At 64.4% G+C, this 14,758-nt stretch carries 14 protein-coding genes; 8 read left to right on the top strand and 6 right to left on the bottom strand.

What is annotated here, in order from left to right; translation table 11 throughout:
• Nucleotides 1-3: 3 nt before the first annotated feature.
• Together ACOOE1_RS16380 and ACOOE1_RS16375 are read right to left on the bottom strand one after the other, a co-directional pair.
• Nucleotides 4-867, bottom strand: coding sequence for an FAD binding domain-containing protein (locus tag ACOOE1_RS16380; protein ID WP_420403273.1), 864 nt, complete (start codon nucleotides 865-867; stop codon nucleotides 4-6).
• A gap of 181 nt (nucleotides 868-1,048) precedes the next feature.
• Nucleotides 1,049-2,218: an MHYT domain-containing protein gene (locus tag ACOOE1_RS16375; RefSeq protein WP_420403272.1), complete on the bottom strand. Its 1,170-nt coding sequence runs from the start codon at nucleotides 2,216-2,218 to the stop codon at nucleotides 1,049-1,051.
• 277 nt (nucleotides 2,219-2,495) lie between these two features.
• Between ACOOE1_RS16375 and ACOOE1_RS16370 the strand changes: the two genes are divergently transcribed.
• Genes ACOOE1_RS16370 through ACOOE1_RS16350 form a run of 5 tightly spaced genes read left to right on the top strand, consistent with a single transcriptional unit; the run spans nucleotide 2,496 to nucleotide 7,834 of the window.
• Nucleotides 2,496-3,953, top strand: coding sequence for an amidase (locus ACOOE1_RS16370; protein ID WP_420403271.1), 1,458 nt, complete (start codon nucleotides 2,496-2,498; stop codon nucleotides 3,951-3,953).
• Nucleotides 3,950-5,023 (top strand): ABC transporter ATP-binding protein, encoded by a 1,074-nt coding sequence (locus tag ACOOE1_RS16365; protein WP_420403270.1) that lies wholly within the window; start codon nucleotides 3,950-3,952, stop codon nucleotides 5,021-5,023. Before ACOOE1_RS16370 ends, ACOOE1_RS16365 begins: the two co-directional genes overlap by 4 nt.
• On the top strand, nucleotides 5,020-5,949 hold the full coding sequence (locus ACOOE1_RS16360) for an ABC transporter permease (RefSeq protein WP_420403269.1): 930 nt from the start codon (nucleotides 5,020-5,022) through the stop codon (nucleotides 5,947-5,949). Before ACOOE1_RS16365 ends, ACOOE1_RS16360 begins: the two co-directional genes overlap by 4 nt.
• Entirely contained in the window at nucleotides 5,942-6,766 is an 825-nt protein-coding gene (locus ACOOE1_RS16355) for an ABC transporter permease (protein ID WP_420403268.1), read from the top strand. The genes ACOOE1_RS16360 and ACOOE1_RS16355 overlap by 8 nt, the downstream gene beginning before the upstream one ends.
• A gap of 36 nt (nucleotides 6,767-6,802) precedes the next feature.
• On the top strand, nucleotides 6,803-7,834 hold the full coding sequence (locus ACOOE1_RS16350) for an extracellular solute-binding protein (RefSeq protein ID WP_420403267.1): 1,032 nt from the start codon (nucleotides 6,803-6,805) through the stop codon (nucleotides 7,832-7,834).
• 70 nt (nucleotides 7,835-7,904) lie between these two features.
• Here ACOOE1_RS16350 and ACOOE1_RS16345 read toward each other — a convergent pair whose 3' ends face one another.
• Complete coding sequence (locus ACOOE1_RS16345) at nucleotides 7,905-8,330, bottom strand: DCC1-like thiol-disulfide oxidoreductase family protein (protein ID WP_420403266.1); 426 nt, start codon at nucleotides 8,328-8,330, stop codon at nucleotides 7,905-7,907.
• Between the two features lie 364 nt (nucleotides 8,331-8,694).
• Here ACOOE1_RS16345 and ACOOE1_RS16340 point away from each other — a divergent pair, with 364 nt between their 5' ends.
• The 3 genes from ACOOE1_RS16340 to ACOOE1_RS16330 all read left to right on the top strand — a co-directional run bounded on the left by ACOOE1_RS16340 (nucleotide 8,695) and on the right by ACOOE1_RS16330 (nucleotide 12,925).
• Entirely contained in the window at nucleotides 8,695-9,216 is a 522-nt protein-coding gene (locus ACOOE1_RS16340) for a hypothetical protein (protein WP_420403265.1), read from the top strand.
• 41 nt (nucleotides 9,217-9,257) lie between these two features.
• Complete coding sequence (locus tag ACOOE1_RS16335; protein WP_420403264.1) at nucleotides 9,258-11,144, top strand: TonB-dependent receptor plug domain-containing protein; 1,887 nt, start codon at nucleotides 9,258-9,260, stop codon at nucleotides 11,142-11,144.
• A 62-nt stretch (nucleotides 11,145-11,206) separates the two neighbouring features.
• Nucleotides 11,207-12,925, top strand: coding sequence for a methyl-accepting chemotaxis protein (locus tag ACOOE1_RS16330; RefSeq protein ID WP_420403263.1), 1,719 nt, complete (start codon nucleotides 11,207-11,209; stop codon nucleotides 12,923-12,925).
• Nucleotides 12,926-12,944: 19 nt separating this feature from the next.
• Here ACOOE1_RS16330 and ACOOE1_RS16325 read toward each other — a convergent pair whose 3' ends face one another.
• Genes ACOOE1_RS16325 through ACOOE1_RS16315 form a run of 3 tightly spaced genes read right to left on the bottom strand, consistent with a single transcriptional unit; the run spans nucleotide 12,945 to nucleotide 14,550 of the window.
• A complete protein-coding gene (locus ACOOE1_RS16325) occupies nucleotides 12,945-13,451 on the bottom strand; it encodes a VOC family protein (protein ID WP_420403262.1) in 507 nt (168 codons plus the stop codon).
• On the bottom strand, nucleotides 13,448-13,912 hold the full coding sequence (locus tag ACOOE1_RS16320) for an SRPBCC family protein (protein WP_420403261.1): 465 nt from the start codon (nucleotides 13,910-13,912) through the stop codon (nucleotides 13,448-13,450). The genes ACOOE1_RS16325 and ACOOE1_RS16320 overlap by 4 nt, the downstream gene beginning before the upstream one ends.
• Complete coding sequence (locus tag ACOOE1_RS16315) at nucleotides 13,909-14,550, bottom strand: TetR/AcrR family transcriptional regulator (RefSeq protein ID WP_420403260.1); 642 nt, start codon at nucleotides 14,548-14,550, stop codon at nucleotides 13,909-13,911. The genes ACOOE1_RS16320 and ACOOE1_RS16315 overlap by 4 nt, the downstream gene beginning before the upstream one ends.
• Between the last annotated feature and the right edge of the window lie 208 nt (nucleotides 14,551-14,758).

Here is a 14,758-nt window from a genome sequence, read left to right as displayed (position 1 = left end):
CCCTCAACCGGCGTTCTTCTGGGCGCGGGCAATGGCGCGGCGCACCATGACCCCGGCGACATGGGTCCGGAAATCCGCCGGTCCGCGTCCGTCGCTTGCCGGCTCGGTAATCGCCTCGGCCCGCTTCACCGCCTCGTCGACGGCAGCCTGCCCGAGATCGCTCCCGACAAGCGCCTCGGCCGCCGCCTCTGCGAAGAGCGGCGTGTCCGCCACATTGGTCAGCGCGATGGAAGCCGACGCGCAGCGCCCGCCATCCATGGTCAGGAGCACGGCCGCCGCCGCCGTGGCGTAGTCGCCGATCTTGCGTTTCTGCTTTTCGTAGGCGGCACCGTGTCCGGCGGCCGGGATGGGGATCCGGATCTGGGTCAGGACCTCGTTCTCCTCGAGCGCTGTGAAATAGGCGGCCTCGTAATAGTCCCTGGCGGCGATATCGCGGCTGCCGTCCGGACCGACCGCGCGATAGCGCGCCCCGAGCGCCTGCATGATCGCCGGCATGTCGTTGCCCGGGTCCCCGTTCGCGACATTGCCGCCGATCGTGCCACAATAACGCACCTGCGGATCGGCGATCAGCGCCGCCGCTTCCGGAATGATCGGGCATTTTCCAGCCAGCAGATCGGAGGCCAGCACCTCGTGCTGCGTTGTGAGCGCGCCGACGACGATCTCGCCGCCCTCTTCGGCAATCCCGTGCAGGCTCTCGATCGCCTGCAGGTCGACAATGTGCGACGGCACCGCCATGCGCAGCTTCATCATCGGAATCAGGCTGTGCCCGCCCGCGAGCAGACGCGCCTCGTCGCCGTGCTGGTTCAGCAGGGCAACGGCGCCGTCAACGGATTCCGGGCGGTGGTATTCGAATGATCCAGGGATCATTGTGGCTATCCTCCCTCAAGGATTGCGGCTCTTCGGGCCGTGTCGATTGCCGGTTTGCCGACACTTGAAGGACAGGATGAATACGCGGCGGCGGTTGCGCAGGCGGCGATGCGCCCCGGGCGCCTGCCTTGCACGAATGACGAAATAGCCGCACGAACTGCGACGGCCGCGGATCGCGGGATTACAGTCCCAGTGCCTTGCGAACGTCGCCCATATGGGACCGACTGACCGGTATCGCCTCCCGGCTGTGCCCGGCAACCAGCACGAAGGCCTTGTCCTTCTGCCGCTCGAATCCCGCGGCATGCTCCATGTTGAGCAGGAAACTGCGGTGCGTGCGCAGAAAGGCGGTGCCTTTCAGCATTCCCTCCAGCTTGGAGAGCGACCAGGGGCAGAAGACATGCGCCGCGCCGTCATAGATCTCGGTGTAGTGACCGGCCGCCCGGATGGAGCGGATATTGTCCGGGGTCAGGAAGTAGGTCGTGTTGTTGCGCTCGTAAGGAATGCGGATCCGGCCATGCGCCGCTGCCGGCGCCTGATCGGCCTTGTGTGCCGCGCCTCCGCCGGAGAGGGACGCCCCGGCGGGAGCGCCGGCGTTCTCGCCCGGCGTATGGGGTTCCGGCGCCGGCGTGTCGCGGATCGGGCGCGTGTCTTCCATCGGCAGCGCGGAAAGCAGGAACAGACCGCAGACCACAAAGGCCGCGACCGCGACGACCAATGCCAGATAGGTATCGGGCAGCATCGGGCGCTCGACCAGTATGGCGGCCTCGGAGCGGCTGAAGGCCGTGAAGGCCATGGCCGAATAATGCATCCCGGAAATCGTGATCCCGAGCACCAGCGCCCCCAGACTGAGCTGGATCAGGGTACGTTTCTTGTAAGCGAGTGCCAGAGCGCAAGTGGAGGCCAGAATCGCGATCAGGGTCGGCAGGACGAAGCCGAGCGGGCTGTAGCTGACGATGCAGCTGCCCTGGATGGCCTCCATGCCAACGTAATGCATCGCCACGATGCCGCAGCCGATCAGCGTTCCCGCCGCGACGGTCTTGGATAGCGAGCGCGCGCCCAGATGCATGAGGGCAAGGCCGGCGCCCGTGATCAGGATCGCGATCAGGACGGAGCCGAGGGTATAGAGCAGGTCGTAGGCCACCGGCACCGGCAGACGCAGGGCCAGCATGCCGACGAAATGCATCGACCAGATTCCGCCGCCGATCGCCATCGCCGCTTTGGCGAGTTGCGCCTTGCGTGTCGTGCTGTCGACATAGCGCAGGCCGGTCAACAGGCGCAGTCCTGTAAAGGACGCCATTGCCGCCACCGCGACCGATGCCACAACCAGAAGCGGATCATAAGAGACGATCATTTCGCCGCCACCCGCAGGCTCCTCCCTGAAACGAGCCGGTTTACCGGCTTCTTCGTTCGCCCAATCAGTGTACCAAAGATCGAAGCGGTTAAGAAAGGCGGGCGCTTCGACCCGCCCCCCTTGCGTCGATTCCCAAACGCCGCGCACGCTCCGTATCGCGGCTCCGGCGGATCCCGGAGCAGCAGAAAAATCGTTGTACGCGGGCCGGTATTGGCTACTGTCGGCCTTGCCTTAGACGATGTTCCGGGATCCCGGACAAGCGGGAAAAACGAAGAAAATGCAGTGTCTTTCGGACTATGACGACTTCGATGCAACCGACCTCGCCGCGGGCGTTGCGAAGGGCGAGTTCAGCCCGGACGAGTTGCTCTCGACCGCCCTGGAACGCGCCGACGCGCTCAATCCCGCGCTCAATGCGCTAACGCAGATCCAGAGCGAATGCGCCCGCGCCAATATCGCGGCGGGCCTGCCCGACGGGCCGCTGAAAGGGGTGCCCTTCCTGCTCAAGGATCTCGGCGCCGAGGCTGTCGGCTTTCCCGGAAACAACGGCTCGCGGCTGCTCAGGAACACCACCTACAGCTACAATTCGACCCTGGTCGAACGGCTTCTCGCGGCCGGCATCGTCGTCTTTGCCCGCACGACGTCGCCGGAAGGCGGGATCGGCTGTGCGACCGAGGCAGCCGTCTATGGCGGGCCGACGCGGAACCCCTGGAACCTCGACCACACGCCGGGCGGTTCGTCCGGCGGCTCCGGCGCCGCGGTCTCGGCCGGCATCGTCCCGGCCGCACACGGCTCGGACGGCGGCGGCTCGATCCGTATTCCGGCCTCGAGCTGCGGGCTGTTCGGCTTCAAGCCGACGCGGGCCCGGCTTCCCGACGGACCGGCCTCGGGCGAGGGCTGGGGCGGCATGGCGATCGAGGGCTTCCTGACCCGATCGGTACGCGACAGCGCGCTGTTGCTCGATATCGGCTCCGGGCCGGAACTGGGCGCGCCCTATGCCGCGCCGCCGCTCGAGAGCAGTTTCGTCGAAGCGATGGAGAAACGCCCGAACGGGCTCCGGATCGCGCTCTGCACGACGACCTTCGACGGCGACAAGGTGCATCCGGAATGCGCCGCGGCGGCGGAAGCGGCGGCAAGGCTGCTGGAACAGATGGGCCACCATGTCGAGGTCGCCCGTCCGGAAGCGGACACCGCGGGCATGATGCAGGCCTGGACCGCGATCGTGGCCTGCGGCACCGCGCTCGGTGTCAGAGAAAAACTGGGGAAGCTCGGTCGCGAATTGCTGCCGGACGACCTCGAGCCCGTCGCGCGCAGCGCCTGCGAGTACGCCCGGACGATCTCCGGCGCGGACTATCTGGACGCGCTGGAAACGGTTCATGCCTATGGCCGCCAGATGGCCGGTTTCCTCGATCGCTACGATCTGCTGGTCAGCCCGACGCTGGCCGAGCCGCCGGCGAAGGTCGGCCGTTTTTCACACGACCGGGAAAGCTACCTCGATTACCGGCTCGGGCCGGACGGGGTCTTCGCCTATTCGCCCTATACCGCCTGCTTCAACGCCTCCGGCCAGCCCGCGGTCTCGCTGCCGCTCGCCTGGTCCGGGGGCGGCCTGCCGATCGGCGTCCATATCGCGGCGCCCTTCGGCGCGGACGAACTTCTGATGAGTGTGTGCGCCGAGCTCGAACGGGCGGCGCCCTGGTTCGGGAAACGCCCGCCTTTGGCAAAGGAAGGGCGGAAATGAGCGACGTCGCGGTTTCGGCCCAGTCGATCACCAAGATCTTCGGCTCGGCCGACGGCGGCCTCCGCGCGCTCGACGACGTTTCCGTCGACATCAGAACCAACGAGTTCTTCACCCTGCTTGGCCCGTCCGGCTGCGGCAAAACCACCCTGCTCCGGATGATCGCCGGTTTCGAGACCCCGACCTCGGGCAGCATCATCCTCGACGGCAGTGATATCACCACCGAGCCGCCCTTCCGGCGGCCGGTCAATACCGTGTTCCAGAGCTACGCGCTCTTCCCGCATCTGACCGTGGCCGGGAATGTCGGCTTCGGTCTCGAGATGCGCGGCAAGCAGAAGAAAGAGATCGACGCGGCGGTTGCCGAGGTTCTGGCGCTGGTGCGCATGGAGCAGATGGCCGAGCGCTATCCCTCCCAGCTTTCCGGCGGCCAGCAGCAGCGCGTCGCGCTCGCCCGCGCGCTGGCGCCGCGACCGTCCGTCCTGCTGCTCGACGAACCGCTTTCCGCCCTCGATCTGAAATTGCGCAAGCAGATGCAGATCGAGCTGAAGCGGATGCAGATGGAGACGGGCATCACCTTCATCTTCGTCACCCACGACCAGGAGGAAGCGCTCACCATGTCGGACCGGATCGCGGTGATGAGCGCCGGCCGCATCCTCCAGATCGGCGCGCCGCGCGAGATCTACAACGCTCCGACCGACCGTTTCGTCGCGGATTTCATCGGCGAGTCCAATTTCCTGCCCGCCGAGGTCGCGGGTCCGGGGGCCGTCAAACTCGGCGACGGCAAGTCCGCGCCTGCCGTCACTCCAGACAGCCTCGGCGCGGGCGCCCGCGTCACCGTCGCGGTACGACCGGAACAGATCGATCTCTGCGCCGAGGCCGAAGGTCTTCTCGCCGGAACGATCGCGGAGCTGGTCTATTTCGGCACCGACATGCATGCGCATATCGAGCTTGGCGACGGGACCACACTCGTCGCGCGGGTGACGGCGCGCTCCGACACCGGCCTCGAGAAAGGCGGGCGGACGGGGATCCGCTTCGCGCCGGGCGCGTTGCGCGTCGTCGAGGAGACTGCATGAGCGACGCGCACGGCAGCCCGGGTTCCCTCGAAGCCGACGCGGCGGCCCGCCGGGTCCGGCGCAACTGGCTGCTCTCCGCGCCGGCGCTCGCGCTTCTGCTCGTCGGCGCTTCCGGGCCGTTGCTGATCGTGCTGGTCTATTCCTTCCTGAAGCCCGGCGATTACAGCGGCGTGACCTGGGAGCCGAGCTTCAATGCCTGGTTCCAGATCCTGTTCTCGCGCGACATCTTCGACGACACGATCCGCCTCGCCGACGCACATCTGACGATCTTCTGGCGCTCCGTCCGGCTCTCGCTCTCGACCACGCTGATCACACTCCTGCTCGGTCTGCCGACGGCCTACTTCATCGCCACCCGCTCCGGCCGCCAGCGCATGTTCTGGCTGTTCCTGATCACCATCCCCTTCTGGACCAACCTGCTGATCCGCACCTTCGCCATCCTCGAGATGCTGCGCAACGAAGGCATCGTGAACAACAGCCTGATCGCCCTCGGGCTGATCGCGGAGCCGCTTCAGATCCTCTATACCGACACCGCCGTGCTGATCGGCATGGCCTATGTCTATCTCCCGCTCATGGTGCTGCCGCTCTATGCCGCCATCGAGCGCCTCGATTTTCGTCTCGTCGAGGCCGGCTACGACCTTTACGCAAACCGCGTTCAGGTGTTCCGCAGGATCATCCTGCCGATCATCAAGCCGGGCATCGTCGCCGGATCGATCCTGGTCTTCGTGCCCTCGCTCGGCGCCTACGTGACGCCGCGGGTGCTCGGCGGCGGCAAGAACATGATGATCGGCAACTTCATCGAGCTGCAATTCGGGCAGGGCCGGAACTGGCCGCTGGGTGCCTCGCTCTCGATCCTGCTGCTGTTCGTCGTAATGGCCGCGCTGCTGCTCTATGTCCGGGCCTCCTCGCGGGAGGAGCCACATGGCTGAGCGCTCCCGCAAGGCCTTCTCGGTCCGCCATCTGCCGGGTGTGACCCCGGTCACGCTGGCCTGTTTCGCCGCGCTCTACGCGCCGATCGTGATCATCGTGATCTATTCCTTCAATGCCGGGGATTCGGTCGCGCTCTGGCAGGGCTTCTCGTTCAGGTGGTATGCCATCGCGGCGGAGAACGAACTGGTGCAGGAGGCGACCCTGCGCTCGCTGGTGATCGCGCTCTGGGCCTCCGGCATTTCGACGGCGCTTGCGACCATGGCAGCTCTCGGGACCACGCGGACGGCCAAGTTTCCCGGCAGCACCTTCATCTACGTGATGATCAACCAGCCCCTGATGGTGCCGGAAATCGTCACCGCCGTGGCGCTGCTGATCTTCTTCGCCTCGATAAAGGTGGCGACCGGATATTCCGGCCTCGGCTACCTGATACTCGCTCATTCCGCCTTCTGCGTCCCCTTCGCCTACCTGCCGATCCGGGCGCGGCTGGAAGGCATGGACCGCACGCTGGAGATCGCCGCGGCGGACCTCTACGCCACCCCTTGGCAGACCTTCCGCAGGGTCACCCTGCCCCTGGTCGCGCCGGGCATCGTCGCCGGCGCGATGCTGGCCTTCGTGATCTCGCTGGACGACGTCATCATTACCGAGTTCGTCAAATCGGCCGGACAGGATACCCTGCCGACCTACATGCTCGGCCAACTGCGGCGGGCGGTCACGCCCGAGGTCAATGCCATCTCCACGGCGCTGCTCGGACTGACCATTCTTTTGCTCACCGCCTTCTTCCTCCTCACCGGGAGGGGCAACGACAAGAAACCGTGAACCGAACAGAACAAAGGCGCACGAAAGGAGATTCACATGCGTACGTCCTTGCTCGCACTGACCGCTGCCGCGACGCTGGCCCTCGGCTCGCAGGCCTTCGCCGCCGGCGAACTGAACATCTACAACTGGGGCAACTACACCAACCCCAAGCTGATCGAGAAGTTCGAGAAGACCTACGACGTCAAGGTCACGATCACGGACTATGACTCGAACACCACGGCACTGACCAAGATCGAGGCCGGCGGCCACGGCTTCGACATCGTGGTGCCGACCGGCAACTACGTGCCGATCTATGTCGAGAAGGGCCTGCTGCTCGAGACCCGTCCCGACCAGATGGAGAACTTCAAGAACCTCTCCGAGCAGTGGAAGGACGTTCCGTGGGATCCGAACCGCCACTACACCGTTCCGTGGCAGTGGGGCACCACCGGCGTCGCGGTCGATACCTCGGTCTATGGCGGCGACATCAACACCTCTGCGATCTTTCTCGACCCGCCGGCGGAACTGGTCGGCAAGGTGAATGTCGTGCCGGAGATGAACGACATCATCAACATGACCCTGTTCTATGTCGGCGGCGAGCCCTGCACCACCGACAAGGCGGTGCTGAAGAAGGTGCGCGACACCCTGGTCGCGGCGAAGCCGAAATGGCTCTCGATGGATTACGGCACCACCGACAAGCTCTCCAGCGGCGAATACAAGGCGACCGTGAACTGGAACGGCTCGACCTTCCGCGCGCGGCTGAACAACCCGAAGGTCGCCTACGGCTATCCGCAGGAAGGCTATCCGCTCTGGATGGACGCGGTCGCGGTGCTGAAGGACGCCAAGAACGTCGAGAACGCCAAGCTGTTCCAGAACTTCATCATGGAGCCGGAGAACGCCGCGCTGATCTCTGCCTTCGCGCGCTACGCGAACGGCGTCGAGGGCTCGGAGAAGTTCATGCCGGAAGAAATGCAGACCGCGCCGGAAATCGTGACGCCAAAGGAACTGCGGGCCGCGGGCCAGTTCCTGCCCGCCTGCCCGCCGGAAGCGCGTGACTTCTACACCGCGATCTGGACGGAACTGCAGAAGTAAGGCTTCGCTTCTGACCTGAGACCGAGACGGCCCGGGAGACGGTTTCCGGGCCGTTTTTTTTCACCGGCAGCTATCTGGCCGGTTTCTTCGCCGTCCTCCGCGTGTCGAGCCGGTCCACTCCCTGCAAGACCAGCAGGATCCTTCGAACGGCGCGCAACAGAACGTAAACCATCGCCGAGGCTGTGCGCGATGCCCTGAGGCCGCGGGCGAACTTCGTCATTACCCGGTCGGGCTCGCCATGGCTCGCAAGGAAGAGGGTTGCTTCCGCCCCGTAATAGAGGCGCCCGGCGGCTTCGATCAGCATCCCCTTGTCGAGATCGAGCCCCCGTTCCTCTGCCGTCCGGCAAAGCCGGTGTTCAGGCATCGCGCGGGCATCGATGAGTGCGAGGCTTCCGTATTCCTTCCGGAGAACCACCGCATGGACAAATGACCGGCAGATCGGGCAGGCCCCGTCATAGACCAACGAGATGCCCTCGGATGACTGCGCACCACTCATAACGATTCCGCGCTCCGGTCCAGTGCATCGGCCATCGTCATGCGCAAATCGTGGTCCATGAGACCGAATATAGCTGGCGCCGGGAGATTCCGCGCCCGGTCAATTGTCCCCGCGACGGCAGTGCCCGCACTCATAGATCCTCCCTGCTGGGCGCATGAGAGGGGAGGTGTGGTCGGCTCCGGCGCACGCCGGACCGATCCCGGCAGCGGGTCGAAAACGCGGGTTGTCCATAGTTCCTCATGCTCCTGTCTTGATAAGCAACGCAGTGACGAGGCCCGGTTCTGGTTCCGTTTTCCCTGTCCTCTTAACCTGACTTTAAACATTGACCGGTAATCACCCCCCCTAAATCAGGAGGTGATTACAAATGAAAAAACTCGTACTAGCGCTGCTGGTCGCGGGACTGCTTCCGTTCGAAGTTCAGGCAGGCATGTCTGAAAGAGATCTGCAGGTCGCGGCACGAACATTCGGATTTGTCTCCGGAATCCCGAAAGGCGAAATCGTCGTCGCGATCGTACACGACCCGGCGGATGCGGCATCAAAGGCCGAAGCCGACGAGCTCAACGGGCTGATGGGTGGCGGACTCAAGGTCGCCAAACACAACCTCAAGCCGAAACTGGTTCCGGTGTCGGCGCTCGATTTCTCCGGCACCCAGGTCGCGATTGTTACGTCGGGCCTGTCCGGCAGTTTCGCCCCGGTCTTCGCGGCCGCTTCCGCGGCGAATGTGATGACGATCTCGACAGACTTCGCCTGCGTCGACTCCAAGCAATGTGTCATGGGAGTCGCCGCGCAACCGGCGGTCAAGATCCAGGTGAGTCAGGCAGCTTCCAAGGCCACCGGTCTCGAGTTCTCCCAGGCCCTCAAGATGATGATCACCGAGAGCGAGTAATCGCAGCCGGTCGACTCACGCTCTCTCGTTAGGAATCTCAAATGAGCAAGAAACTCAATAGCCTTGTCCTTGCCACGCTGCTGAGCAGCGCAGCGCTCACCAGCGCAGACGCCAAGGACCTCGACTATCTCTCTTTCCAGGAACTGTTCGGCGAGCCGGTTACGGTCGGCGCCACGGGCACGCCGCAGCGCGCCTCGGAAGTTCCGGTCAACATGACCATTCTCACGGCCGAAGACATCAAGCGCTCCGCTGCCCGGAATATTCCGGAAGTGCTGCGCCAGATCCCCGGGCTGAGCGTCCGGCAAAACGGCTTCAACAGCTACGACGTGGGCATCCGCGGCTATAACCAGCCGCTTGCCGAGCGCATCCTCGTCCTGATCGACGGGCGCCAGGTCTACGAGGATTACTGGGGTCTCGTTTCCTGGGACAACCTCCCGGTCACGCTCCAGGAGATCAAGCAGATCGAAGTCATCAAAGGGCCGAACACGGCACTCTACGGCTTCAACGCGACCTCCGGCGTGATCAACATCATCACCTACAATCCGCGCTTCGACGACTATTCCGGCGTCTCCGCCTCCGCGGGCAACAACGACTACGTCGAGAGCAACGGTACGGCCACTTGGCGCAACGAGCGCGGCGGCATCCGGGTGACGGCATCCGGGTTCGCCGGCGAGGAATTCGACGGCGACACCGGCGGCGCATCGACAGCGCTGGCGAACGACAATCCGTACAACCGCTTCTTCAAGGCGAACGGCGCCTACGAGATCGTTGACGGCGTGGACATGGGCCTCGAGATCACGAACTCCGAATCCACGACCAACTTCATGTTCCCGACCAACACGTCCTTCAACGACGCATCGGAGCAGAACTGGTCGGCCAAGTTCACCGTCGGCGCCGAGACCGATCTCGGCACGATCGACGTGATCGCCTATCGCAACCAGTCCGATGCCGAAGTGGCGAACACGTCGGAGATCAAGCTCGGAACGACGACCGATTTCGTGCAGATCAGCGACACGTTCAAGGTCGGAACCGATCACATCTTCCGGATCGCGGGCGAGTATCGCCACGTCTCCAGCAACGGAGCCTTCGATCCGCAGGAGATCTCCTACGATGTCCTGACCAGCAGCGGGCTCTGGAACTGGACGATCAACGAACAGCTTTCCTGGTCCAATGCCGTGCGCGCAGACTTTCTGTCGCTCAGCCGGCAGGACGGCAACCAGGCGTACAATCGTGATCTTACCGCGGTGAGCATCAATTCCGGGCTCGTCTACAAGGTCACACCGCTCGACACCCTCCGGCTGACCTACGCCCGGGCCGTCGATCTGCCGAGCGTCGTAGAATTCGGCCAGGCGCCGAGTTCCGACATCTCGACCGTGAACAATTTCGGGGTCGATTATGCCCACACCTTCCAGGAACTGCAGACCACGGCCACGGTCGGCATGTTCTACCAGACGATCGAGGACATGCAGGAGATCGTCGTCTCCATCGGTGAGCCGAACCCGCTTGATTCCGACGCCTACGGCTTCGAGCTGGGCCTGAACGGCACCATCGACGGCGGCTGGGACTGGGGCCTCGGCTACGCCTATGTCTCGACCGACGATTCCGCAAAGGGGACGATCGATCCGGCGGTGAACCTTTCCTACGAGGACTCGCAGTCGGAGAATATCTTCACCGCGCAGCTCGGCTACACCTACGACAAATGGACCGTCGATCTCTACGGCAACTACATGTCCGGCTATACGCCGTACAACCTGTCGGGCTCCGATGTCGACGATGTCCTGCTCGGCAGCATCAAGGTGAACTATGAGGTGATCACCGATGTGAATCTTTCGCTCACCGGCATGTCGACCCTCACCGGCACCGATCCCCAGAGTGCCGCCTACGAGGTCGAGGACCTGATCTTCGCATCCGTCACGGTCAAGTTCTGATCCGTGATTCCGAGAAAAATCCGGCCGGCGCAAGCCGGCCGGATGTTGAGGAGTAACTTCAAATGAGCATAGGCGGATCCATCTGGCGGCTGCTCGCGAACGTACCGTTTTCGGTAAAGACGCTGATCTCTCCGGCAATCGCGGTGGTTGCGATCGCGTTCGTGTCCTTTTCCGGACTCGGCAACCTCAGGGATCAGGTCGAACAAACCAACAGCATGCTGAGCTCCGATGTGGAGCCCGCCTTCGTGCTTTCCGGCGTGCTGGCGGATCTGCAGGGCATCAACGAGCAGCTCTTCGCCATGGCGTCGCAGGTCGCGGCGGAAAGTTTCGACGGTGACGTCTTCGCGAAGGGCACCGAGTTGCAGGAGACTGTGGCCGCTCTGATCGAACGGCTGAAACAGTTCGAGCCGACCGCCTCTTCCGACGCGCAGAGAGAACAGATCAGCACCGCGGTCGCGGCGCTGCAGACCTATACCGAGACGATCGAGTTCTTCGCGACGATGCTCGAACTGGATTTCCGCGCCGCAGCAGGCGCGATCCCGGCCTTCCGGGAAAATTACGAGAACGTGCGCGGTATCGTCGGCGCGATGGCCGAGGAGGCGCTGATCAATGCCAGACTGCGGGCACAGCAGGCTTCCGAAACCGCGAACGAGGTCGAAAAGACCTTCCTGATCAACGCGGGCATCGCCCTTGCGCTGCTGATCATCGCCGCCGGACTGGTCGCCCGCGAAGCGGTCGCCTCGATCCGGGTGATAGCCGACCGCACGCTCGAACTGGCCCGGGAAAACACCGACATCGACATCGAGGGCCTGAAGCGCCGCGACGAACTCGGCTCCATCGTCGAATCCCTGATCACCTTCCGGGCGAATATCGAGCGCGTCCACAGCCTCAATGCCGAGCGCGCGGAGACCGAGAAGCGGACCCAGGAAGAGAAGACCGAGCTGATGCGCCAGCTCGCCGACACCTTCGAACGCGACGTCAAGGAGATCGTCGCCTCGGTCGCAAATGCCGCGGGCACCCTGTCGCAGACCATGATCGACGTCTCCGACTCCGTGTCGAGCTCCTCGTCGGTCGCGGGGACGGCGTCGACGACCGCCCAGGAGACCTCCTCGAACGTGCAGTCGGTCGCGTCCGCCGCCGCGGAATACACCGAGTCGATCAGCGAGATTTCGCGGCAGATTTCCCAGTCCCAGTCCATGGTGCAGAGCTCGGTCGACAAGACCGAGACGGCGGACACTCATGCAAATTCGCTGACCGACGCGACCGCGAAGGTGCGTGAAGTCATCGAACTGATCTCGGACATCTCCAACCAGACCAACCTGCTCGCCCTCAACGCCACCATCGAGGCGGCGCGGGCCGGGGAAGCCGGCAAGGGCTTCGCCGTGGTGGCGAGCGAGGTGAAGAACCTCGCCAACCAGACCCAGAATTCGGTCGAGGCCGTGGCCTCCGTGGTCGAGGAGATGGACAAGGTGTCCCGGGACATCGTGGACCTGCTGAAGAGCATCAAGGAGTCCGTCAGCAATATCTCGGAATCCTCGAGCATCGTCGCCGCGGCGATCGAGCAGCAGAGCGCGACCACCGAAGAGATCACAACCAACATGCAGACCGCGGCCAGGGCAACCGAGGACATTTCCTCGAGCCTCGGCACCGTCAGCCAGTCCTCCGAAGATGCGCGCGACGGCGTGACCCGGGCCCTCGGCGAGTCCGAGAAACTGGAACAGGCATCCGAAACCCTCGAACAGGCCGTGACCGGCTTCCTGCTGAAGATCCGGGAGGCCTGACCGGTTCGCCTGGCGGCGGCTATCCGGCGGCCGCCTCGAGGGCCGCGATCTCGATCTTCGACATCTGCATGAGGGCGGGCCAGACCCGGGCGCTCCCCGGCCCGCTCAAGAGTTCGGCCGCGCGCTTCGGTACGATCTGCCAGGAGAGGCCGAAGCGGTCCTTCAGCCAGCCGCACTGTCCCTCGCTGCCGCCCTCGCCCGTGAGGGCGGACCAGAGCCGGTCTGTCTCCGTCTGGTCCTCGGTGCCGACAACAATCGAGACCGCCCAGTCGAGCCTGAAATGCGGACCGCCGTTCAAGCCCTGGTAGGGCGTCCCCGCGAGGGTGAAGGAAACGGACATCACTTCTCCCGGATCCGCGGGCTCCGGACCGTCGCGATAGTGTCTATCCTGGCGCCCCCGGTAGCGGCTGACGCTGTCGATGCGGCTGTCGGGCAGCAGGGAACAGTAGAACTCGGCCGCCGGCAGCGCATCGCGATCATACCAGAGACAGGTCCTGACCTTCGGCCCTCCGCCAGCCGCGCTCACAGCGACCTCGCCAGCGTTTCGAGCTGCCCGGCCGCCTTGCCCCAGCCCGCGTGGAAGCCCATCGACTCGTGCTCCCTCCTTGCCTCGCCGGTCCAGTGCATGGCCCGGGCGACGTAACCGGTCCGGCCGCCGGGAGCATCTCTCATCGTCACCTCGGCGCACATGAAGGGACGGCCCGACGGACGCCAGCCGGGCACGAAGGCATCGGTGGTGACCAGCTTCTCCCCGGGGACGATCTCCAGGAACACGCCGGCATTCTCGAAGCGTTCGCCCTCGGGCCCGTTCATCACGGTGAAGAACGCGCCGCCGGGCCGCAGATCAAGCCGCGCATCGGAGACGTACCAAGGCTTCGGGCAGAACCATTGCTCGAGCAGTTCCGGCTCGGTCCAGCAGCGCCAGACCTTGTCGCGGGCGGCATCGAGCGTAAGGCTCAGGACAAGATCGTTCGCGGTGTCACTCATGGTGCCTCCTTCTGTCTCCCGGACCGGCCGAACAGCAGTTCGAAATAGCGTTTCAGATGGTCGACGCTCTCCACCGCCATCGCCGGATCGCCGGTCGCCTTGGCGAGAATGAAGGCTCCCTGCAGCACCGCCTGGGTGTGACGGGCGAGACTCCCCGCATTCTGCTCTTCCGCGAAGCCGCGCCGGGTCATGGCCGCGGCGATATCGGCCTCAAGCGTGGCCGCATGGCCGAGAATGCTGGCGGCGCAGGCCTCGCGAATGGACGGGTGGGAGGCATAGGCCTCCTGGGTCATGGTGCCCACCAGACACGTGAACTCGGCGGGTGTGCCGGCGATGATCTCGCGGCGGAAATCGAGATAGCCGAGCACACGGTCGAGCGGGTCCTCGCGATCGTGGTAGGGCGCCGAGGCGAAGAGGTCCGCAGTGGTTTCCGACCAGAATTCGGCCGCCGCGACGCCGAGCGCCTCCTTGCTGGGAAAATGATGGAAGAAGGCGCCTTTGGTCACGCCCGCGCGGGCGCAGAGCGCATCGACGCTGGTCGCCGCGAAGCCCTGTTCGCGGATCACGTCACGGGCGGCCTCAAGCAGGCGGATGCGGGCATTGCCGCGGTCGGGATCCAGTTTCGTCGGTCTTGGCATGAAGTGAACATACCCACCAGTTGGTATTAATGTCAAGTCGCGGAACGCTGTCCGAAACCGATGCGGATTGTGGCGTCAACGTGTTTCCTCCCCACCCCGGCTTGACCCACGCGCAATTTCCGATATGAAACGTCCGAAATCCTCTTCTTCGATCTGCCTCCGTTGCGCTACGGGCAGGCGGATCGAACAAACCTTTCGAATGACCCAG

The sequence above is a fragment of the Nisaea sp. genome (genome assembly GCF_965216895.1).
GTDB lineage: Bacteria > Pseudomonadota > Alphaproteobacteria > Thalassobaculales > Thalassobaculaceae > Nisaea.
Note: the sequence above shows the minus strand (reverse complement) of the source record. Positions and strands in the feature narration are given on the sequence as shown.

Excerpts from the sequence above, each read along its gene's own strand:
- ACOOE1_RS16355 (WP_420403268.1), top strand. The coding sequence starts at position 5,942 with ATGGCTGAGCGCTCCCGCAAGGCCTTCTCGGTCCGCCATCTGCCGGGT.
- ACOOE1_RS16350 (WP_420403267.1), top strand. The coding sequence starts at position 6,803 with ATGCGTACGTCCTTGCTCGCACTGACCGCTGCCGCGACGCTGGCCCTC.
- ACOOE1_RS16380 (WP_420403273.1), bottom strand. The coding sequence starts at position 867 with ATGATCCCTGGATCATTCGAATACCACCGCCCGGAATCCGTTGACGGC.
- ACOOE1_RS16320 (WP_420403261.1), bottom strand. The coding sequence starts at position 13,912 with ATGAGTGACACCGCGAACGATCTTGTCCTGAGCCTTACGCTCGATGCC.
- ACOOE1_RS16335 (WP_420403264.1), top strand. The coding sequence starts at position 9,258 with ATGAGCAAGAAACTCAATAGCCTTGTCCTTGCCACGCTGCTGAGCAGC.
- ACOOE1_RS16340 (WP_420403265.1), top strand. The coding sequence starts at position 8,695 with ATGAAAAAACTCGTACTAGCGCTGCTGGTCGCGGGACTGCTTCCGTTC.
- ACOOE1_RS16345 (WP_420403266.1), bottom strand. The coding sequence starts at position 8,330 with ATGAGTGGTGCGCAGTCATCCGAGGGCATCTCGTTGGTCTATGACGGG.
- ACOOE1_RS16315 (WP_420403260.1), bottom strand. The coding sequence starts at position 14,550 with ATGCCAAGACCGACGAAACTGGATCCCGACCGCGGCAATGCCCGCATC.
- ACOOE1_RS16370 (WP_420403271.1), top strand. The coding sequence starts at position 2,496 with ATGCAGTGTCTTTCGGACTATGACGACTTCGATGCAACCGACCTCGCC.
- ACOOE1_RS16330 (WP_420403263.1), top strand. The coding sequence starts at position 11,207 with ATGAGCATAGGCGGATCCATCTGGCGGCTGCTCGCGAACGTACCGTTT.
- ACOOE1_RS16360 (WP_420403269.1), top strand. The coding sequence starts at position 5,020 with ATGAGCGACGCGCACGGCAGCCCGGGTTCCCTCGAAGCCGACGCGGCG.
- ACOOE1_RS16375 (WP_420403272.1), bottom strand. The coding sequence starts at position 2,218 with ATGATCGTCTCTTATGATCCGCTTCTGGTTGTGGCATCGGTCGCGGTG.
- ACOOE1_RS16365 (WP_420403270.1), top strand. The coding sequence starts at position 3,950 with ATGAGCGACGTCGCGGTTTCGGCCCAGTCGATCACCAAGATCTTCGGC.